Below are 21,908 nucleotides of genomic sequence, written 5' to 3'. Positions count from 1 at the left end.
CAAACATGGAAGCAGCACTATTACTAGCAAAACTCCCTGAAGCTTACCAAATCTTCGACCCCTTGGTAGATGTTTTACCAGTTATCCCCGTCTTCTTCTTGTTACTTGCATTTGTTTGGCAAGCAGCAGTCGGTTTCAGATAAACTACCCATCTCCGATTTTTTGGACAGGCTACACATACCTGTCCTATTTTTTTGATCATTAATATTTCTTAATATTTTGCAATAAATCCATATAATTAATTCAGTCACATCCTCAATTACCAGGAATCTACTATGGGAAACATTAAATTTGTCAAAGAGAATAAAGAAATAGTCGCCGCAAATGGCGCTAATCTCCGACTCAAAGCCATAGAAAATGGCATTGATATTTATAAATTTATCGGCAAAATGACCAATTGCGGTGGCGCTGGACAATGCGCTACTTGTATTGTGCAAATTACCGAAGGACTGGAAAACCTCTCTCCGCGCACAGATGTGGAAAATAAAAAATTCAAAAACAAGCCTGATAACTACCGTTTAGCCTGTCAAACCCTAGTGAACGGTCCCGTTAGCGTCGTCACCAAACCTTAAATTTTGAGTTGAAATCCAGATGAGGATTTATCAACTAAAAAATTTGGATTAACTCTGTCATCTATGATGCTATTCTAAAATAGTTGACTGGAAATTACACAAAAGGCTATCTTGCTATGCAAGTTAATGAACTGGGTTTCGTAGCGAGCATTTTGTTCGTACTAGTACCCGCCGTGTTTTTAATCATTCTTTACATCCAAACCGCCAGCCGCGAAGGTGGAAAAGATAGTTAATAATTGGGCTATAAAATAAAAACCCCCTAAACTATATAGTGCAGGGGTTTTTATTTATGAGATTATCCAATCGTTCTTGCCAACAAAACTGGACAAGTAGCATTAACCCGAACATAATCAGATAAAGATGACCCTACCAGTCTATCTAAATCAACAAAACTCTTAGCAATAGATGGACGACGGTCTGGAGAACCAATCAATAATAAATCTATATTCAACTCATTAGCCAAACGACAAATTTCTTCACCAGTTTTACCACTGCTGGTCACACAACGCACCGCCACAGACTGTTTTTCCGCCTCTGCTACAGCCATACCTAATACAGAACTTCTATCTGGTTTAAGATCAGTAATACCCGATAATTTGCCACCTAAATCCGTATTGACATTAGCTAAAATTAATTGTCCACCGTTAACACCACGAAGTAAGAACAAAGCTAAATTTAAGCAGTTTTTAGCAGATTCAGAATTATCCATTGCCACCATAACGCGCTTAATGTTTTTGACATAAATGTCATCTTTCACCAGCAACATGGGACGGGAAGACAGTTGGAAAACGTACTGACTAACAGAATTTGATAAAATTGATTGTAGCCGCTTTAGTCCGCGCGAACCCATAATAATCAAGTCAGCATCCATTTCATCAGCTACTTGACAGACTACATCCTTGGGATCACCTTGACGTAAAATCGAAGAAACTTGGCTAGGATCTAAATTTAAATACTGAATAGCCTTAGCGAGAATTTTGCCACCCTCTTCCCATTTATCCGTCATTACAGCAGAAGTGCTTTGTGGAGTAACAACGTGGAGAACAGTGACTTTCGCACCACGAAATGAAGGCATTTCTTTTAAGTTCTTGAGCATTTCTTCCGCGTGTCCCAAACCAGAGACAGCCAGCAAAATTTTTTGTATCATTTTTACGTCTTTGTCGTGAAGGTTTCTGTGGTTTTTGCTGCTAGTATTGAGCCATGGCTTCACCACGCCAGCTATCAGAATGCTTTTTCTGATGTGTTGAACAACCCAGTTAAGTATTTAGGCATAAATTAACTGATTAGCAGTAAAACTAATACCAACAAGCAAAAAAGTGATGAATATTAAGTTTCTTTACGCCTAATTACGTGAAGTTACAACTAGGTTGCCTATCATTAAGCATACTGCTAATTTTGCCTGATAAAATTAATAAAATATGATGTTAGTTATTATTTGTAATCTATATTAATTTTTTTTAATTTAAGTTAATTATTACTGAAAAATTCATAAAAATGAGCATATCTGTGTTTCATGTCAGAAAATCACTATATTTTTTGTAATGATTAAATATCATTGAGAACAAAAAGATTACAAAATATTTCCTTATGATAATACCTTCGCCATTTTTTGTAGGTTGGGTTGAGCGGAGCAAAACCCAACGAATTTAACGCATTTGTTAGGTTGAGGAACGAAACCCAACTTACGAATCAAGGCTTTTTTGAATTTGGCTAAGGTATTATTATGAATATGGCATTTCACGGTTTTTACAAAATTAAACATATATCGGTTTGATGGGAACGGCTTACTTCTCAAAAACCATAAGTTTAAAAGTTTAGTTATAATGAGAAAAATATAAACTCCGGTTAAATTAAGAGGTAAAATACCATGTTGAAAATACAACCACCAACCGCAATTGATTTTCATCCATCAATTGTTGCTAAAGATCAGGATGAACAACCTATTTTAATGATAGATGTCAGATTTTCAGGTATGTATTCTTCCCCGGATCTGCATATCTTAAAAATGGAACAATATCAGCATATTCCTTTTTTAATGTTTGTTAATTCTCATGTCATGAGAATCTTTAAGAGTCCAACTTTTACAGAAGTAGCAAGATTTGACACAAAAAAGATTTTAGGATATTATGATCCAGAAAGTATTGAAGGAATTATCTATCAATCTACCTTAATAACTTTAACTCAATCTTGGTTAAGAGATTTAGCTTATCATTGGAAAAGTGCAACTCCCCCTTACATTGAGGAAATGAAAGAAATTGGCTTATTTACTCTTTTGTTTGATGGCACTACAGAGGAGTTAGAATTATTATGATTATTATTTATTTAGAAACTAATTCAATTATAGCAATTGCGAAAGGCAGAAACAAGGAGTTAGAAGATTTTGTCTATCATTCTTCAGAGAATTTAAAATTTGTCATTCCCAGCATTTGTTTAATGGAAACCCTAGTAGCAATAGAAAGAGAAGAAAAACGTAGTCAATCTTTTTCTCAAACTATTCAAATAGAAATGAATGAAGGTAAACGGAATAAAGAATTAAATAACTCTCAATCTTTTACCAATTATTTAGAACTTTGTTTGATTGATTATGGAAAAGTATTACGGGATTTTAGAAACCGTTTTTTGAATATTCTTGAATATTTAAAAAATCATGGAGAACTGATTGAACCAAACATTGAAATGTTGGAAGCCACTTTAAATAATCCTTTACTACCTGGAAAAAATCAAAGAAGAGACGATTTTATTTTACAGGTTATTTTAGCTCATGCTGAAAATAATTTATCAATTACCAAAGTATTTTTTAGTGAAAATACTAAGGAATTTGGTAATACTAATATTCAACAGGTATTAGCTAATTTGGGAATTAATTATTTTAGTAAAATATCTAATTTAGAAGGATGGATAAACAATAAAAAATACTAATCAGAAAAAAATAAATGTTGGGTTTCCTTACCTCAACCCAACCTACTACTTACTAAAAAATACTAAAATATTAATTCTGATACTCAGTCTTTCACTATAGAATTGTAAAAAAGAATTTATTCTATGTATTTTCTCATTCTTTTCTTTGCGGCTGGAGCGCCTTTGCGTGAGAAAATCATTAATTCTGCATTTTCTCATAACCAGTATAAGCATCATCTATTGCTATAGAAATTAGCATATATAGACAAAACATAGACGGATCATTTCACTGATAAACACGATTAAAATCAAAGTTCTGATTGGAGAAGCAGGGAAAAGGTCAACAATTTGGTTATTCTCCAGGAGTAAAACCCTTGCCTATTCCCTTCTATCACCCCTCAAAGCTTTCAGTAACGTAACCTAGATATGGAATTGAATCTACCTACTTTCTACTTTGATATCTGCCAAGAAGAACTAATTATTGGTGCTGGTATTTGAGAAATAGGTGAAACGGCTTTGGGTTGAATGGGAGTAGTATTACTCAATACTGCTATTATTTGCAATAAAAATGTAATAAAGGCTGCTTGCACAAGTCTTTCTAGCATATAACCTCTCTTTATCTATATAGATGGATGGGATTTCCATCGGAATTTGTTATTCTAAATACATTTTGTATTTTGGGTTTATCGGATGAGATAAATATAATTTGAGAATATCTCAGAAAGATCAAGAAAAATGTGATCTAGCTCTCTATTTACATTTACCTAGTAAAGACGACGTTTTTGGTTCTCAAAAAGTGTCCTAAAAATATAAATTTCCTTTCAGGTGTATAAAAATATCCAACTTTTTAGCCTAGTTATTTAAGATATAAATCAGTAATATTACTTATTTTTTCTGTAAACTATATTTCTTTATCTGAGGTTCTACCTGCTCTCTTCATTGTTCTTTCCTGTGATGTTAGTTGGCAAATTCAACACAATCAGCCGTTGTCACCGATAGAATGAATGGAAAATAGCTAAAAACACGCTAAATGATTCCTATCGTTATTGAACAATCGGGTCGCGGCGAACGCGCCTTTGATATCTATTCACGGCTGTTGCGTGAGCGGATTATTTTTTTGGGAGAACAGGTTGATAGCAATCTGGCTAACTTGATTGTTGCCCAACTGCTGTTTTTAGATTCTGAAGACCAAGAGAAGGACATATATATGTACATTAATTCTCCTGGTGGTTCAGTAACAGCGGGAATGGGCATTTTTGACACGATGAAACATATCCGTCCCGATGTTTGTACAATTTGTACTGGATTGGCAGCAAGTATGGGAGCGTTCCTGCTCAGTGCTGGTACTAAAGGTAAGCGAATGAGTTTACCTCATTCACGAATTATGATTCATCAACCTTTAGGTGGCGCTCAAGGACAGGCGACTGATATTGCAATTCAAGCCCGTGAAATTTTGTATCACAAGCAGCGGCTGAATGAGTATCTCTCTGAACATACTGGTCAACCATTTGAACGGATTTCTGAAGATACCGAACGTGATTTCTTTATGTCTCCAGCCGAAGCTAAGGAATATGGTTTGATTGACCAAGTAATTGACCGTCATGCTATAGGTAGTCGTCCTATTGCTTTAGTTTAGTTATTGGTCAGTGGTCAGTGGTGATTGGTGACTTGCCCTGAGCGTAGCCGAAGGGTTGGTGATTGGTGATTGGTTAAATTTTTGTTTAACAACTGACCACTGACCACTGACAACTGACCACTGACAACTGACCAACTAATTTAAAATCCAGCAATTGGATCTGGTTGAGATTTGAGATAAGTAAGGAAATTCCTTAATTCTTCTTCGCTGAGTAGAGAACGGCCTCGTTTACCGTAGGTTTTAACTAGATAATCTTTTCCTTGTTCTGGTGTCCAGCCTAATCGCTCGATTTCTACATCTGTTTGGGCAATCACATCAGATAAATTGATTGGTTCGTTATGTCTCTTTTTCTTGCTGACGGCTGATTGTACATCAACGTCTTCATAGGGGGTATAGCTACGAGGAGTGAATGGTGTGACATTACTAGGAGACACTGCTGTTGAGGGTTGATATTCTGGTTCTTGATGAGGAAATATCTCTGGGGTGACAATTTTGGTATCGGTTCGCTCTGTTAATAAGGATGGTGTCTGTGTATTACTGACAGAAGGCGTAGGTTTTGATTCATTGAAGATAGGCTGGATTGCGGCTGGAGCAACGGGTGGTGAGGTGGATTTTGTTACTTCTTCAGGTGTATTTTTGATCCCTAAAACCGTTAAAGCCCGATTTCTAGCTTGATCTTCGGCAGCTTCAACTGTTTCTGCTCCTGACATTCCCGTTGACCGAGTGATGCCTTCAAGTTGTACACTCACACGGACGATATATTTCCCTTGAAAAATTTCTATTAGTTCTGAGATAATACTGCCGTTGGGGTACAAGTTATGGAATTGCGCCAACATAATACTTTCAACCATTTTTATTTGTTTATTAATGTAAGTTACTAGTGAGAAATGCCTACGGAACAGAGAATAGGAAACAGGAAGTAATTACCAATCATCAAACATCAATCACCCCTTACCAATTTCCTATCCTCTAGACAAAACCCCATCTTTCAATATAAAGTCTTACTTAGAACTCAACACATTGAATGTATCCCAATACTTATCGGTTAAATGGGAAAAGGGGCAAGAAAAAGCCTTGATCCTTGATTCTTTGTCTTTTTCCCAAACCAATTTACAACTTGCAGGTTCACAAACCGAGCAGTATTGGAATGTATCTTGATACTAACAGTTGTTTATAGCGAATTATTGTTTAACTTTAAATGCTATAATATTTACCCAATTAGATATCTAGAAGTATTTTTAAAGAAGTGCGCTCTAAATCTACAATAATAAAGATAAGGTTCGCCTTCACTGCTTGTGTTTTACTGCTTACCTGATTGTTACCGATTCTACATTATGGGAAAATTGGGTTTATCGGCAGTTTTTCCTAGTAAAGACATGGCTAACGCCACGCTATGCTATCAGATGCTGATGGCGTGAAATTACTTTCGATCTAAACAATCAAACACCTCTGATTAGCCCGGCTTATAGCTTCTGGGTGGTTTGGAGAGTTCTCCAAATCAACTTTCTTACAAACCCATTACCTAGTTATCTAGAGGTTAATCATTGAGTATCAGGAGTGCATTATAAGGATTATTTAGATGAAAGTAAAACGCAAGCAAACTCTGAGATTGTTGTGCAGTGAGAAGTCGGAGCAGGGGCTTTCTCCTACTGCTACTGTAATCGCAAGTATGGCTAAGGCCACACTGCCCGATCGCCGGCATAGCCTTTGTTCCGAAACACTACGCAAATGCGAAATTCGTACAGCAGTAGGTGTCTCTAGACTGTGAAGGTATAACAGCGAAGAACCAGATTCGACAAAAAATAATGTTTTGACCAAAGGTCGGTTCACTGCATGGAATTTTCAATCGCTACACTTCTGGCCAATTTCACTGATGATAAATTGGTGGCTCGTAAAGTTCTAGAAAAAAAACTGGGTTGTGAGGATGAAGAAAGTTTAGAAAAACTGCAAATTACTTTGGAGGTGCTGGAAAAAATTGGGATTTTGGTGAAGGAACGGGGGAAATACCGTCGGATCACAGAAGAGGGATTAATTGAGGCTAAACTGCGTTGTTCCAGTAAGGGCTTTTGTTTTGCGATTCAAGATAGCGAAGGCTCAGAGGATATTTACATCCGCGAAAGTCATTTGAGTAATGCCTGGAATGGCGATCGCGTGTTAGTCAGAGTCCTCAAGGAAGGTAGTCGCAGGCGATCGCCTGAAGGTGAAGTAAAGTTGATTATGGAGCGATCCAATCACACCTTACTAGCCAGAATTAAGCAAGTAGATGGCGGTTTTCGGGCTGTTCCCTTAGATGACAGATTGCTGTTTGAACTGAAACTACAACTCAACAGCATGAAGTTGGAAGAAGCAATTGACCACTTAGCCCATGTAGAAATCCTCCGTTATCCCCTGGCACAATATCCCCCCTTGGGTAGAGTTGTACAAATCCTGGGTAGTGATGCCGAAGCCGCAGCCGATATAGATTTGGTAACTTGTAAACATGACTTATCCCGAACTTTCCCCGATCATATCCTCGATGCAGCGGCCAAGTTACCCAAGAGACTCCTGAAGGCAGACCTGAAAAATCGGCTAGATTTGCGTGATGTTTTTACCTTCACGATCAAGAGCGTCAACAGTGATGAGTCCGTGGTAGAAAATGCCTTCAGTGTGGAAAAAACCACCGTTGATAATTGGCGATTACTATTTCACATTACGGATGTTTCCCACTATATCCAACCAGATGAAGCCCTAGATAGAGAAGCACTCAAACGGGGTAAGTCCGTATATCTGGGAGAATTATTACTGCCAATGTTGCCAGCAGTAGTAACAGAACGTTGTTCTTTAATCCCGGAAAGCGATCGCTTGACTCTCTCTTTTGTCATCACCATTAACCCCCAATCGGGAGAAGTAGTAGAATGGGAAATTCAACCCAGTATCATTAACGTTGATATAGCTGTTAGTCAAGTAGAAACAGAAGCCATCCTCGCCGGTGAAACCGACAAATTAGCCCCCGAAGTCCAAGAAAAATTACAAGATTTGCAGACTTTGGCAATGGCGATAAAACGGGTACGCCTTCATCGTGGCAGCTTACAGTTGAATCTCCCCCCTACCCAAAATCCCTACTATGACGAAGGGGCTTTTGGATCTGTAGTAGTTAATGACTTACCTGGGCGATCGCTCATCACCGAGTTGGTAATCTTAGTTAATCAACTCATGGCTGATCACCTCAGCGCCCTTGGCGTTCCCAGCGTATGGCGAGTCCAAGGTACACCTGATCCCGAAGATGTTCAGGAAATGCTCAAACTGGCAGTTAATTTAGGTGTGGAATTAGGACTTGATCCAGAATTAGAGATCCAACCCCTAGATTATCAACACTTAACTGGGGCTTTCGCCGACTCACCATCGGAACAAGTTCTCACATACTTGTTACAGGACACTCTCAAACCTTCTGTATATAGCACCACCAAGGGTTCTCACTTCGGACTGGCTTTGTCCCAATATGTCCACGTTACCGCCCCCTTACGGCGTTATCCAGATATCCTCCTACAACGGGTGTATCATAACCTCTTGGAATACGGACGCGATCGCCGGAATACCCGTGTTAAAGAACGGATTAACCTGCGTCATTCCTCCTGTCACGAAGAAATCAATTGGAACGTTCTTCCCCCAGAACTCCAACAAGAACTCCAAAGTGACTTAACTAGAGTAATTGTGCAGATTAACGATCGCGAAAAAGAAGTCCAAGAAGCTGAAGCTGATTTAGCCGGACTACAAAAAGCCTCCCTGATGAAACAACGCATTGGCGAAGTATTCCCAGGCGTAATTACTGGTGTTCAATCCTACGGCTTTTTTGTCGAAATTGAAGTTCCCGTCGAAGCGCCCACAGAAGGCAATCTAGCCAATACCTTACGGGTAGAAGGACTAGTCCATGTCAGTTCCCTCAAAGACGACTGGTATGAATATCGGGCTAGACAACAAGCTTTATTTGGTCGGAAAAATCGTGCTTCCTACCGACTAGGCGATAGTTGTTCTGTACAAGTTAAGAGTGTAGATTATTATCGGCAACAAATTGATCTAGTTACCGTTGGTAGTGATGGTTTACCCAAAGGCATGGGTGCAAATCCTGCTAATGGTGAGCCAGGAGACATTTATCCACCGAATAAAACCGATAGCTTGCATGGAGAAACCGAATCTTTTGACATAGAACCCTATGATCAGGAATAGTCAGTTGTTCGTTGTTCCTTGTCCGTTGTCCGTTGTCAGTTGTTCGTTGTTAGATAAAAATTTTACCAATCACCAATGACCACTGACCACTGACCACTAACCAATGACCAATGACCAATAACACAAAACCTTTAATTCTCGGCGTAACAGGTGCATCTGGACTGATTTACGCCGTTCGCGCTCTTAAATTTCTCTTGGCAGCAGAATATCAAATTGAATTGGTAGCCTCTAAATCAACTTACACGGTTTGGCAAGCCGAACAGGAAATCCGAATGCCAGGAGAACCAGATAAACAAGAACAATTTTGGCGAGAACAAGCAGACGTTCCCTTATTGGGAAAACTCCGTTGCCATCCTTGGAGTGACGTTGGTGCTAATATTGCCAGCGGTTCTTTCCGTACTCTAGGGATGATTATCATGCCTTGTAGTATGAGTACAGTCGCAAAACTCGCAGGGGGACTGAGTTCCGACTTACTAGAAAGAGCAGCAGACGTGCAAATTAAAGAAGGACGCAAATTGGTAATTGTTCCCAGAGAAACCCCTTTTAGCTTAATTCACCTGCGTAACTTAACGACTTTAGCAGAAACTGGAGTGAGAATTGTCCCAGCTATTCCTGCCTGGTATCATAATCCTCAAACTATTGAGGATTTAGTTGATTTTGTTGTTGCTCGCGCTCTAGATCAACTCGATATTGACTGTATACCTATTCAGCGATGGCAAGGTCATCTCTGAAAATTAAAAATTAACAATTAAAAATTTAAAATTAAAGAACTAAGTCTTTAATTGTTAATTTTATCCGACTACTTAGTAGTTTCCGCAGTTTTTCCCTACCGCGTTCTCAACTACTGTTTCACTTTTGAATTTTGTTAGCGTAGCTCTTCTAAAAGAAGCATTCTCAACTGTTTATGGCTGTAATTCGTTTAATTATATTAGTTACAGTAGTGGTGGGACTAATATTATTAGTTACCCAGAACTTCTCACCCTCACTCCCCCTGGTGTTTTTGGGAATGCGGACTCAACCATTACCATTAGCACTGTGGATTTTATTGAGCATAGCTGCTGGTGTGGCCACATTTTTAATAATTACTAGTTTATTCAGATTTGCTATTTATTTAAGTCTACAAGCACAACAACCTATTCCCAAATCAATTCCTAATTCACCTAGAGTCAAAAAAGATACGCCGCGCCCCAGCAGTCCCCCACCACCAGTTACTCCAACTGATGATGAATTTGATGATTGGGATACAAATGGAGATGCAGATAATTGGGATTTTGGAGAAAATTCGCAACCATTACCAAAAACTTCTGAAAGTCAACAAAGTTCTCCAAAAAATTCCCGCTCTAATTCTGTTTATTCCTATTCTTCCCAAGAACCGAAAAATACTGCTGTGGGTAAAACTGAATCTATTTATGATGCTGATTATCGGGTAATTATTCCTCCTTACCAAGAATCAAGCCAAAATCAAGCAACAGATGATGATGATTGGGATTTTTTTGAAGATGATGAATTTGAGGATGATGACGAAAATCAGCCTCAAAAACGCTAATTTTCGCTATTAGCAAGCCCTACTTATATCTCCGCTCTCAAATTACTGAGTTTCAGGCTTACCAAGTGTTTCTGTAACCGTGATTCCTGCTTGACTTCACCACTCATAGCAGCACTCTGTAATGCCATAAAAGCATTAAAATCCTCTAATTCATACTGGTTAGTTAATAATTGTCTGAGTTGATTTTCCGCTTCTATCGTTAAATAGCCAGTTCTTAAAGCTATTTTCACAATATCTCGAATGCGAGTCATAGCTGAAACCTCATTCATACCATATTAGTTGATTAGTGTTTATTTAAAGTGAACGTAATTACTTATACTGAAGATAGATGGGTTACACAAATCGAGATTTGAAGCATGGGGTTGTGTAATAGTGAGTAGATAGTAGCTTGGAATATTTTGAGAATTTTATCTGTATCTATCATGTCCGCTAATAGAATATTTTTTGATACTAAGTGACTAGAATTATCTCTTATTCAAAAATGGCTAGTTCTATCATTGACGGATTATACTTTTTAAAAGTTTCAAGAACTTTATATAAAGTTTATATTAACTTCATACTCCCGGCTTTTTCATGAATGGGGATTGTTTAATCAAAGACATAATAAGTAGGTGGGCGTTAAAAATTGTCGTTGGGGCAAGGGAACAGGGAACAGTAAGAGAGTTTTGAGCGATTTTACTTTTCTTCACATACCTTTAATTTTTTCTGTTCACCTACTTATGTATATTTGGGAGAGGGAACAGATCAGTAATACAGAGATTTTTGTTTGTTCCAAAAAGTTGGATTCATTTTGCTCAGGTACGTATCGTTATCATAATTGCTAAAATTAATCAAAAAAAGTCATAATAATTTATAATTCTCAAGGAGAAAAATACGAGTGAGTAATTTATTAAGAGGAGTTAACCTCTACTTAATTGGGATGATGGGAGTTGGTAAGACAACAGTAGGAAAGTTACTAGCAGAGGAAATTGGTTATAGATTTGTAGATACAGATGAAATTATAGTCAAAGCCGCAGGTAAGTCTATTAACGAAATATTTGCTGAAAATGGTGAAGCGGAGTTTCGTCAATTGGAGAGTAATGTCTTAGCTCAAGTTTGTGCTTATACTAAATTGATTGTAGCCACGGGTGGGGGTATTGTGATGCAGCAGCATAATTGGAGTTATCTCCATCATGGTTTGATAGTTTGGTTAGATGTACCAATACCAATACTATTGTCCAGGTTAGCAGAAGATAATACAAGACCACTTTTACAAGATCCTGATAGCTTGAGTAGTGTAACCATTTCCGAAGCTAAATTGCGATCGCTCTTGGAACAACGTCAACCATTATACTCCCAAGCTGACTTACGCATTACTATTAACAGCACCGAAACACCAGCCCAAATTGCTGCACGTATCCTAGAAACAATTCCCACGGTGCTGAAAACTCAATAATTCAGAGTTTTAAAATTACAAATTCCGCTTTTTTTTGATTACCGAAAATTTTTCGTATCTATTCCTATACCCCTTTATTTTTCTATCTATAGAAAGGAAGATAAAGTGGGTAATTTCTTGTCAAAAGAAAGATGCAGAGTTGCCATATCAAGAGTTGAATTGAATCTAGATTCTGTAATTATCCTCAACGTGGATAAAATCTATGACTATATTTTCTCTTGATGAACTCAAAAGTTTAGTTCAAAATCCTCAGTATCCATGCGTATCTCTCTATATACCGATGCAAATAGCAGGAGCAGAGGTAAGACAAAATCCAATTCGCTTTAAAAATTTACTTCGGGAAGCAGAGGAACGTTTAAATACAATCGGATTACGCTCTACTGACACGGTAAATTTGCTGCAACCAGCGATGGAATTAGACAACACTGATTTCTGGGAAAATCAAAATCAGGGATTAGTAATTTTTATTTCCCCAAATCTATTTCGTTACTATTGTTTACCAATTGAATGTCCAGAATTAGTGGTTGTTGGCAATAATTTTCACATCAAACCTTTGCTAGATTTGATTAATAATGACGGAAAATTCTACCTCTTAGCTTTGAGTCAAAAAAATGTGAAATTTTTTGCAGGAACGCGCTATCAACTCAATGAAATTGAAGTAGAAAATATGCCACAGAATTTAGAAGAGGCTCTCTTAGAAGAGAATATTCAAAAGGGGGTACAGCACCGAATTGCTATATCTAAAGGAGGAACTGCTAATGCTTTTCAACAACCTGGTTCATTTCATGGGCAAGGAAGTCCTGATCGAGATCAACATCAAGTAGATATTTTACAATTTTGCTACCTTGTTGATGGTGCATTACATGAAAAATTAAAAGAAGAAAAAGCACCTTTAGTATTAGCAGGAGTAGAATATTTATTACCTATTTATCGAGAGGCTAATACTTATCCATATTTACTAGAAACAGGAATTACTGGCAATGCAGAAACTCTGAAAACAGAAGAATTAAATCAGGCAGCGTGGGAAATTGTTGCCCCTTTATTTCAAGAAGAATATCAAGAATCAATAGCTGTTTATCAGCAATTAGCTGGAGAAGAAAGTGGGAAAATTGCCCATGATATTAAGGCAATTATTCCCGCTGCATATTATCAAAGAGTTGATACCTTGTTTGTGCCTTTAGAACAACATATATGGGGTAAATTTGATTCACAAAGTGCCACAGTTGAATTGCATCCAGATCCAGAACCAGATGATGAAGATATGTTAGATTTATCAGTGATTCACACAATATTAAATGGGGGGAAAGTGTATACCCTAGAATCAGCAGCAATGCCGAATGAAGCTCAGGTAGCGGCTATTCTGCGATATTAATTTTTTGAGTCACTAAGTTGTCGCCGTGCTGATGCTAAAATTAATCGTTGTTCGGCACGAGCGATCGCTTGATAAGTCCTTTCCACAGCTTCCGGTTCGACAGAAATAGAAGTAATCCCCCATGCTACCAACTGATCAATTATTTCTGGATAAAGCACCGGAGCTTGACCACAAATAGAACAGGGAATACCCCCATCTTGAGACATTTTAATTAATTGAGCGATCGCAGCCATTACTGCTGGATGACTTTCATCTAATATTTTCCCTAATTTTCCCTGTTCTCGGTCTACTCCTAATAGTAATTGAGTTAAATCATTTGTGCCGATAGAAATACCTGCCACACCAGCTTTAATATATTCAGGTAAAAGAAATAAAACACTGGGAACTTCTGCCATCATCCATAATTGAAACTGGGATATTTGCATTAATCCAGCTTCCTCAACTTTATGACGACAAAATACAAATTCTTCAACAGTGCGGACAAATGGTAATAATAAATTTATATTTTTATAACCAGATGCTTGCACAGTAGCTAAAGCTTGTAATTCCAATTCAAAAACCGCCGGATTTTGGACATAGTTAAAAACACCCCGTTCACCGAGAATTGATGATGGTGATATTGAATAATTGTCACTTAAAGATAGTGAATCTCGCTCCGTTTGCTCAGAGTAACGCCAATCTAAAGATCGGTAAAAAATAGGTCGAGGAGAAAAAGCGCGAGCAAATTGCATAATTTGTTCAGACAATATCTCCAACAACTCCACCTTTCTTCCTTCTAGCAACCATTTTTGAGGATGTTTTCCCTTCAAAATATTTAACATCATCAATTCTGAACGTAATAATCCCACCCCATCTACAGGTAAACGTTGCACCTGTTCAATTAATCGGGGTTGACTCAAATTTACAAGTAATTGAGTCGCAATAATAGGTAAATTAGTAGATTGGTAATGAACAACTTTCTCCTCATCCATCAATCTTTCCATTTCTCCACTAGGAAACTTTTCCCCATCTCCTGTGAGACGATAGACTTCTCCCCTATCCCCATCCAATAGCAATCTTTCCCCTGCTTGTAAGATAGTTGTTGCCCCAGTAGCACTAACAACAGCCGGAATACCTAACTCTCTCGCTAAAATCGCCGCATGGCTGGTTAATCCCCCTTGTTCTGTAATAATGCCAGTAACTCCGTGTAATAAAGGAAACCAATCAGGAGTGACAACGGGTGCAATGAGAATTACTCCCTGGGGAACTTGGACTGGTTTTTGTGATGAACTAAAAATTACATGAGCATTACCAATAATTCTGCCCCGGGCCGCCCCGATACCTTGAATAAAATGGACACTGGATGTTACCGCTTGGGGAACACTAACTTCTGTAATATAGAGTTTAGGAGTTGATAATTCAGCATCGTCATGAGCCGGAGATTCTGGAGTAACTGTCCACTTCATTGTTAAAGTTCCACCCAGTTCACTAACTAATTGATTCCCCACAGCAATTAATTCTTGTAGATATTCTTCAGGTAAAGCATATTCCTGTTGTTGAGATTCGGCCAGGAGATAAGCCAGAAGATAATCATGATCAGGTGTCAGTTGCAAATTGTCAGTAGGTAATACGCCATTATGGAGACGATACGCCAACATTTTATTACCTAATTGCCGTTCTATGACTGCCCCAGTTTTTGGTTCTATGTAGTAAATATCTGGCAATACCTCACCATTGGTAATAGCCAATCCTAAGCCCCAGGTAGCTTCAATCTCCCATCCTGACAATTTAGTATTAAGTATACCGGAGGCGATCGCATCATCAACTGGTTGCACTAATACCCCTAAATTAATTTTGGGCATACTAATACCTGCACTCCGCCAATATAGTAAACTTCTCGCCCGGAATAACTGACTCCAAAGCTGCTTTAAAGCAATGCCTATCTCCTCTTCTCCACAAGGACAAAATACCGACTCTAATAACCCAGAAACATTTCTAATCTCTTGGTTAGTTGATATTGCCAAACTCGGCCGCAAAATTAAACTGCTTTTTTGCCAATGTCTGGCAGCTTGAAAAATTGTACTTACCCAATGGCTGGGAATACTAGCCGCAATAATTTCCTGACGCAAGCGGCCAGCTACCTGTTGAAGTTGTCGCCAATTATCTACATCTAAATGTAGGGAAGAATGGGGTAAATCAGCAATTAAAGACTCTGAACTATTGAGAGTTTCCAGAAATTGTCGCAAAACATCAGCCGATACCACAAAACCAGGAACAACAGGATAGCCCCGTTGTTGAATTTTGCTTAAGTAAAACGCCTGAACGCCAACTTTGGCGCGGTCTTGTAGTTTAATTTGATCAAGCCAATAGAGTTTATCCACTCAATTCATCAGGTGTCAGTTTTCAGTTAGTAGTTCCATTGCACCTTAAGGTTTATAAATATGGCCAATAGGGGAGTCACTAGTACCACGGGCGGAATTAACAATTAATCATTAAAAAAGCCATGAAACCAGCTTTTCGCAGATTTTTAATGGTTGCTTGACGGCAGTCGTTGTGTACTAAGTAGGCTGGCGTTAAAAATTGTCGTTGGGGCAAGGGAACAGGGAACAGGGAACAGGAAGAGAGTTTTGGGCGATTTGACTTTTCTTCACATACCTTTAAATTTTTCTGCTCACCTACTTAGTCAGGGCGAAGCATTCGGGCAATCAATTATCCATTTTTTTTAAGGCTGTTTTCTGAATGCTTCGCCCCTACAACTTCTGACTCCTGCTGTATGTTTCCTGAATTTCGTTAAATGCTATTACTCCCGGTATTTATTTTGACCTAATTATTAAATATGATTTATTACATACTTTTTGTTACTATATTACCAATTAGTATGAACAAAATACTCTGTTTTTTTATTTCTAACTGCCTAAATTCTGCTTTCAAGCTATTTAACACTAACAGAAGTTGATAAATCCTTACTATATCGCCAGCAATGATTGGTTAAATACCTTTCTCCGTCTGTGCTTCGCGTTGTTGATTGGAGCTATGATTGGCTTGGAAAGACAACTTAAAAACAAACCGGCTGGGTTAAGAACTCATATGCTGGTAAGTTTGGGTTCAGCGGTGTTTACTCTCATTACTATTCAAATAGGTGGAACACAACTTAGTGCTGATTCTCTTAGTCGTGTAATTCAAGGTATTGCCGCGGGAGTAGGTTTTTTGGGGGCTGGAGAAATTTTACGTGAATCTTCCCAATCATCAAAATCACCGGAAATTCATGGGTTAACTTCCGCTGCTGCGATTTGGGTAGCTGCTGCTTTGGGAATTGCTGCTGGGTGTGGTTTATGGCAATTAGGATTCATGGGTGCTATTTTAACTGTTATTATTCTACACATATTTAAAAGATTAGAGAAATTTTATTAGTCAGTTGTCAGGTGTTAGTTGGTGATGAATAAACATTAAATAGGACCAGTGCTTTCACAAAAATTTCTTCTTCTGGTCGAGTTTGGAGAATTGATTTTACTAAATCAATAAATTCTCCATCTGAATTATTATCATTTTCCACAGTTTTACTAGCTGCATAAAAACTAACATCATCAATATTTAATTCATTAGTAATACCAGTTTTTAATAGGGGTTTATGAATACACCAAGATAGGGATTTTCCCCGCAATGTAAATTGAAACCAAGTTATTTCACCATTATTTAATTCAAAAAAGAGATCAAAATAAGGTTCTCCTCCTTGAAACCAGACTCTCATTGTCCCTTCTTGTGGACTTTGTTTGAGTAATTTTGGTGCAATTGCCCTTAATGATGCACCTAATGATGCAATTTCATTTTTACTTAATATATAATTTATATGATTCATATTTAGCAAGAGTCAGGATTTAGAAAAAATAAAGAAAGAAAAAAGCAGTTAGAAACCCGTACCAATGATCAATTAATAATTGTCAATTGTCAATTTCCCATTATTCACATATAAAACCTGAGAAGATTTTAACCACTGAGAATCAAAAGCACCTAAATGAGTAGTCGTAATTAAGGTTTGAAAACGGTCTTGAATAGCATCAAGTAATTGATTTTGGCGAGATGGATCTAATTCGGCTAAAACATCATCTAATAATAGTAATGGTGGTTCATTAATAACTTCTTCAATTAATTGTAATTCTGCTAATTTTAAGGCTAAAACTAAAGTTCTTTGTTGTCCTTGAGATCCATATTGACGGGCAGGGGTTTGATTAATAACTAATTCTACTTCATCGCGGTGGGGACCAACTAGAGTTATGCCTCTATGTAGTTCAGCGATCGCTCTTTGTTGAAGTTTAGCAAAAAAAGCTGCTTGCAGTTCTTGAGTAGAGGTGTTTTTGAGAGGTACATTAGCAGCGTAGTTGATTTGCAGTGCTTCAGATGCTCCACTAATACTAGCGTGCCATGCAGAGGCTATGGGAGCTAATCTTTTAATAGCTCTATCCCTTCTCATAATCACCCGAATACCAGCAGTAACTAATTGGGCATCCCAGATAGCTAATTCTGATTGTAGAGATTTTTCTTGTGTATGAATGTAACGTTTTAAAAAAGCATTGCGTTGGCGTAAAACCTGGTGATATTGGTGCAGAATATGAGCATAAACTGGTTCTAGTTGAATTAAGAGTGTATCTAGCCAGTTGCGACGACCTTCTGGACTACCGCGCACTAGTTCTAAATCCAAGCTAGAAAACTCCACCGCATTGAGAACACCGAGAAAGTCCATTTGTCGAGGGACTATTTGCCCATTTATAGCCACGGTACGACGCGCTTGACGACGGAGTGTGAGAGTTAAATCACTATGGCTATGAATTCGTTCTAAAGTAGCATGAATTTGGGCTATAGATTCACCTTCCTTAATTAAATCACGATCGCGTGCCATGCGGTGCGATCGCAATGTTGCTAATAATTCCACAGCCTCCAACAAATTCGATTTTCCCTGAGCATTATTCCCCACCAAAATAGTTTTAGCAGCAGTAAACTCAATTTTTTGATTTTGGTAATTACGAAATTGTTTGAGGTGTAAAGTTTTCAGGTACATATTGATTAATAAATGTCTGATAGCGTAGCGTGGCGCAAGCCATATCAGGATGTCCAGGATTAAAGGATGAACAGGATGAAAAAATACAAAGATCATCAAATTAAATCCTGTTAATCTTCAAATCCTGTAAATCCTGATTCAGACAATTTACCCATTAAACTGTTTTTTTGCCTATAAAACGGAAAAATAACTTTTCACATTCAATCCAGACAAACAGCAAAGAACTGAAAGCTATACAAATCCCCAATTCTGAAAGAGTGAGTTCATGAGTACCAAAGAAACTTCGCAGGGGTGGAACATAAACTAACATCAACTGCAAAATTGTGGTGACAACTACAGATCCTAAAACAAAGGGATTAGAAAAAGGATTCATTTCAATGGCAAGTCTATTATTAGAACGAATAGAAATTGCATGACCCATTTGCGCCAAACATAGAGAAGTAAATACCATTGTTTTCCAAGTATCTGGATTTCCAGGATACCCGGCTGCATGGGTATGATCAAAAGCCCATTTCATGAGGATTATTGTAATAATGGCAAAAACAATCCCAATGCGAATCATGTAAGAACCTAATCCCCTATCAAAAATACTTTCACGGGGACTAAAAGGGGGACGCTGCATAACATCTGGTTCTGGTGGTTCTACAGCTAAAGCTAAAGCTGGTAAACCGTCTGTTACCAAATTCATCCAGAGAATTTGCAAAGGAGTCAGAGGAACGCCTCCTAAACCCAACAATGGTGAAGCGGCAATGGTAAGAACTTCACCAATATTACTACCCAAGATGTATTTAATAAATCGGCGAATATTGGTGTAAACAACTCTACCTTCTTTAGTGGCTGCGACTATCGTAGCAAAGTTGTCATCCAGGAGGATCATGTCGCTGGCTTCTTTGCTCACATCTGTGCCTGTGATGCCCATGGCAATGCCTATATCAGCTTGTTTGAGGGCAGGAGCATCATTAACCCCATCGCCTGTCATAGCCACAAATCGTCCACGACGTTGCAATGCTTGGACAATCCTTAATTTGTGTTCTGGGGAAACTCTAGCATAAATACTTACTAAGTCTACCTGTTCCTCTAATTCCTGGTCACTCAGCCGCTGTAATTGTTGACCAGTCAGGACTCTATCACCTTCTTGGGCAATTCCCAAATCAATGGCGATCGCCTGAGCAGTTAATTGATGGTCGCCTGTAATCATAATTGGGCGGATTCCGGCTTGGCGACATTCTTGCACAGATGCTCTTACTTCTGGGCGTGGTGCGTCCAGCATTCCCACCAATCCCAACCAGACTAAATCAACTTCAGATGTATCTTCTGAAGCATCTGGGGGAACTTCAGTCAGTGGTTTATAGGCAAAACCTAATACCCGCAAGCCTTTACTTGCCATTTGGTCATTAGCTACTAGAATTTGGCTGCGTTGTTCCTCATTAATAGGAACTGCATGATTACCTAAATGGATTTTTGTACATCTTTCTAAAGTTAACTCTGGTGAACCTTTGGTGAACATTAGGTATTGTTCAGATTCCACAAAACCAGCAATGGCTGGGTCAATAGCCGTTATGGAAGATTCTCCAGTCGCAACTGCTTCTAGTTGACAAATCACACTCATACGCTTGCGTTCTGAGGAAAAGGGAAATTCTGCGACACGAGGTAATTTACTATTCCATTGGTCTTGTTCAATTCCTCCCTTCCCAGCCAAGGTGACTAAAGCCCCTTCTGTGGGGTCGCCTAAAATTGCCCATTCTCCTTGTTTTTGTTGCAATACAGCATCATTACAAACTGCACAAGGAACAATTAAAGCCGAAATTTCTGGATATTCATCTAAATTAGCTTTTTCACCATTTAACTGAAAATCGCCAATGGGGGTATAACCTTCTCCTGTTACCCGAAAGGTAGAATTATTGGTGTATACCGACTGCACCACCATTTTATTTTGAGTCAGTGTTCCGGTTTTATCAGAACAAATAGTAGTTACAGAACCAAGAGTTTCTACCGCTGGGAGTTTGCGAATTAAGGCATGATGTTGTACCATGCGCTGAGTTCCCAAGGCAAGGGTGACAGTAATTACGGCGGGTAAACCTTCAGGAACTACCGCAACTGCCATACTTAAAGAAACTTCTACTAGTTCTTGTAAGTTCTTCCAGCCTATTCCCTTAATTAGATCATGAATAAGTCCGCCGCCCACAACTATGGCAACAAGAACTAATGAACCAGTGACGAGAACGTTACCCAGTTGGGTCATGCGCTGCTGTAAAGGTGTTGGTTCACTCTCCACAGACTGCAACATCGTGGCGATTTTGCCGAGTTCCGTTCGCATACCTGTGTCGGTAACAAGGACCTTAGCTCGACCTTGGACAACTTCCGTTCCTTGAAAAACTGAGTTGAGGCGATCGCCTAATGACGTATCTTCTGGTAATGTGAGAATGGCTTGCTTATTGACAGATGCGGCTTCACCGGTGAGAGCCGATTCCCGCACTTGCAAATTCGACTGTTCTATTAAGCGACCGTCAGCAGCTACTTGCACACCTGCTTCCAGCAGCATGACATCCCCTGGTACTAGGTCTTTGGCTGCTATTTCCCCCAAATTACCGTTACGAATCACGCGCACTAAGGGAGAAGATAGTTTTTTCAAAGCTGCTAGGGCTTTTTCGGCACGGCTTTCTTGCACATAGCCAAGAATACCATTGAGGATAACTATCGCCATAATTGCGATCGTATCTTTAAATGGCACTTCACCGTCTTTTAATGTCCCCCCAGTTAAAGCCAGCAAATCCAAAAAGCCAGAAATGAGGGCAACTGCAATCAGCATCAATAACATGATATTAGTGAACTGATCAAGCAGAATTTCCCACGGACTACGACCGCCATTTTCTTCTAGTTCATTGAGTCCATATTTTTGACGACGCTGTTCAACTTCTTGGGAAGTTAAGCCGCTGTTTGCGTCACTGTCTAACATTTCTAGGGCTTTATCAACTTCTAAACCGTGCCAGAGGTTGGTAGTTTCAGGTAAAGAATGAGCAGACATCGTGTAATTTACAAGGAATGGTTACAGAACTCGATCATAATTTAGTGATGACCGAAAATGTGGAATTGGTTAGTTGTCAGTTGTCAGTTGTCAGTTGTCAGTTGTCAGTTGTCAGTTGTCAGTTGTCAGTTGTCAGTTGTCAGTTGTCGGTTGTTAAGAAGTTTTCCCTGTTCCCTGCTCCCTGCTCCC

The 21,908-nt window shown here is 38.7% G+C and carries 20 protein-coding genes; 12 read left to right on the top strand and 8 right to left on the bottom strand.

Translation table 11 applies throughout. From position 1 onward, the window contains the following. Positions 1–5: 5 nt before the first annotated feature. The 3 genes from FJR04_RS16830 (at position 6) to psbM (ending at position 805) form a co-directional block, all read left to right on the top strand. Positions 6–143: a photosystem II reaction center protein K gene (locus tag FJR04_RS16830; RefSeq protein ID WP_006195022.1), complete on the top strand. Its 138-nt coding sequence runs from the start codon at positions 6–8 to the stop codon at positions 141–143. A gap of 132 nt (positions 144–275) precedes the next feature. Then, the gene (locus FJR04_RS16825; protein WP_168496812.1) at positions 276–572 is read left to right on the top strand and encodes a 2Fe-2S iron-sulfur cluster-binding protein; all 297 of its coding nucleotides are present in this window, start codon (positions 276–278) and stop codon (positions 570–572) included. A gap of 116 nt (positions 573–688) precedes the next feature. Next, positions 689–805 (top strand): photosystem II reaction center protein PsbM, encoded by a 117-nt coding sequence (psbM, locus tag FJR04_RS16820; RefSeq protein ID WP_083389570.1) that lies wholly within the window; start codon positions 689–691, stop codon positions 803–805. Between the two features lie 62 nt (positions 806–867). Here psbM and FJR04_RS16815 read toward each other — a convergent pair whose 3' ends face one another. Continuing rightward, positions 868–1,719, bottom strand: a complete 852-nt coding sequence (locus FJR04_RS16815) for a universal stress protein (protein WP_168496810.1) — start codon at positions 1,717–1,719, stop codon at positions 868–870. A gap of 720 nt (positions 1,720–2,439) precedes the next feature. Here FJR04_RS16815 and FJR04_RS16810 point away from each other — a divergent pair. After that, positions 2,440–2,883 (top strand): hypothetical protein, encoded by a 444-nt coding sequence (locus tag FJR04_RS16810; protein ID WP_168496808.1) that lies wholly within the window; start codon positions 2,440–2,442, stop codon positions 2,881–2,883. After that, positions 2,880–3,491: a PIN domain-containing protein gene (locus tag FJR04_RS16805; RefSeq protein WP_168496806.1), complete on the top strand. Its 612-nt coding sequence runs from the start codon at positions 2,880–2,882 to the stop codon at positions 3,489–3,491. The genes FJR04_RS16810 and FJR04_RS16805 overlap by 4 nt, the downstream gene beginning before the upstream one ends. A 428-nt stretch (positions 3,492–3,919) precedes the next feature. On the opposite strand, the gene FJR04_RS16800 is transcribed toward FJR04_RS16805, so the two are convergent. Then, positions 3,920–4,075: a hypothetical protein gene (locus FJR04_RS16800; protein WP_168496804.1), complete on the bottom strand. Its 156-nt coding sequence runs from the start codon at positions 4,073–4,075 to the stop codon at positions 3,920–3,922. 425 nt (positions 4,076–4,500) lie between these two features. On the opposite strand from FJR04_RS16800, the gene clpP reads away from it, so the two are divergent. Further along, a complete protein-coding gene (gene clpP / locus FJR04_RS16795) occupies positions 4,501–5,106 on the top strand; it encodes an ATP-dependent Clp endopeptidase proteolytic subunit ClpP (protein WP_168496802.1) in 606 nt (201 codons plus the stop codon). Positions 5,107–5,246: 140 nt separating this feature from the next. On the opposite strand, the gene FJR04_RS16790 is transcribed toward clpP, so the two are convergent. Then, complete coding sequence (locus FJR04_RS16790) at positions 5,247–5,942, bottom strand: hypothetical protein (protein ID WP_168496844.1); 696 nt, start codon at positions 5,940–5,942, stop codon at positions 5,247–5,249. 997 nt (positions 5,943–6,939) lie between these two features. Here FJR04_RS16790 and FJR04_RS16785 point away from each other — a divergent pair. The 3 genes from FJR04_RS16785 to FJR04_RS16775 all read left to right on the top strand — a co-directional run bounded on the left by FJR04_RS16785 (position 6,940) and on the right by FJR04_RS16775 (position 10,855). After that, positions 6,940–9,309 carry a ribonuclease R family protein gene (locus FJR04_RS16785; RefSeq protein ID WP_168496800.1) on the top strand — a complete coding sequence of 790 codons (2,370 nt, stop codon included), beginning with the start codon at positions 6,940–6,942 and terminating at the stop codon, positions 9,307–9,309. Positions 9,310–9,419: 110 nt separating this feature from the next. Then, the gene (locus FJR04_RS16780; RefSeq protein ID WP_168496798.1) at positions 9,420–10,040 is read left to right on the top strand and encodes a flavin prenyltransferase UbiX; all 621 of its coding nucleotides are present in this window, start codon (positions 9,420–9,422) and stop codon (positions 10,038–10,040) included. A 173-nt stretch (positions 10,041–10,213) separates the two neighbouring features. Next, the gene (locus FJR04_RS16775) at positions 10,214–10,855 is read left to right on the top strand and encodes a LapA family protein (protein WP_168496797.1); all 642 of its coding nucleotides are present in this window, start codon (positions 10,214–10,216) and stop codon (positions 10,853–10,855) included. Positions 10,856–10,878: 23 nt separating this feature from the next. Here FJR04_RS16775 and FJR04_RS16770 read toward each other — a convergent pair whose 3' ends face one another. Continuing rightward, positions 10,879–11,106: a hypothetical protein gene (locus tag FJR04_RS16770; RefSeq protein WP_168496842.1), complete on the bottom strand. Its 228-nt coding sequence runs from the start codon at positions 11,104–11,106 to the stop codon at positions 10,879–10,881. A 626-nt stretch (positions 11,107–11,732) separates the two neighbouring features. Between FJR04_RS16770 and FJR04_RS16765 the strand changes: the two genes are divergently transcribed. Both FJR04_RS16765 and FJR04_RS16760 read left to right on the top strand, forming a co-directional pair. Further along, positions 11,733–12,290 carry a shikimate kinase gene (locus FJR04_RS16765; protein ID WP_168496795.1) on the top strand — a complete coding sequence of 186 codons (558 nt, stop codon included), beginning with the start codon at positions 11,733–11,735 and terminating at the stop codon, positions 12,288–12,290. Positions 12,291–12,492: 202 nt separating this feature from the next. After that, entirely contained in the window at positions 12,493–13,662 is a 1,170-nt protein-coding gene (locus FJR04_RS16760; RefSeq protein WP_168496793.1) for a hypothetical protein, read from the top strand. Here the strand turns inward: FJR04_RS16760 and FJR04_RS16755 are convergent. Next, positions 13,659–16,022: a putative PEP-binding protein gene (locus FJR04_RS16755; RefSeq protein ID WP_168496791.1), complete on the bottom strand. Its 2,364-nt coding sequence runs from the start codon at positions 16,020–16,022 to the stop codon at positions 13,659–13,661. The two genes, FJR04_RS16760 and FJR04_RS16755, sit on opposite strands and share 4 nt — an antisense overlap. A gap of 571 nt (positions 16,023–16,593) precedes the next feature. Between FJR04_RS16755 and FJR04_RS16750 the strand changes: the two genes are divergently transcribed. Continuing rightward, entirely contained in the window at positions 16,594–17,052 is a 459-nt protein-coding gene (locus FJR04_RS16750) for an MgtC/SapB family protein (RefSeq protein ID WP_168496789.1), read from the top strand. Positions 17,053–17,059: 7 nt separating this feature from the next. Here the strand turns inward: FJR04_RS16750 and FJR04_RS16745 are convergent, their stop codons facing one another. The 3 genes from FJR04_RS16745 to FJR04_RS16735 form a co-directional block, all read right to left on the bottom strand. After that, positions 17,060–17,497, bottom strand: a complete 438-nt coding sequence (locus tag FJR04_RS16745) for a hypothetical protein (RefSeq protein ID WP_168496787.1) — start codon at positions 17,495–17,497, stop codon at positions 17,060–17,062. A 72-nt stretch (positions 17,498–17,569) separates the two neighbouring features. Then, positions 17,570–18,694, bottom strand: coding sequence for a DNA replication/repair protein RecF (gene recF / locus FJR04_RS16740; RefSeq protein WP_168496785.1), 1,125 nt, complete (start codon positions 18,692–18,694; stop codon positions 17,570–17,572). A gap of 154 nt (positions 18,695–18,848) precedes the next feature. Next, positions 18,849–21,719, bottom strand: coding sequence for a cation-translocating P-type ATPase (locus FJR04_RS16735; protein ID WP_168496783.1), 2,871 nt, complete (start codon positions 21,717–21,719; stop codon positions 18,849–18,851). Positions 21,720–21,908 lie beyond the last annotated feature (189 nt).

The sequence above is a fragment of the Anabaena sp. UHCC 0204 genome (assembly GCF_009711975.1).
Classification (GTDB): domain Bacteria; phylum Cyanobacteriota; class Cyanobacteriia; order Cyanobacteriales; family Nostocaceae; genus Dolichospermum.
Note: the sequence above shows the minus strand (reverse complement) of the source record. Positions and strands in the feature narration are given on the sequence as shown.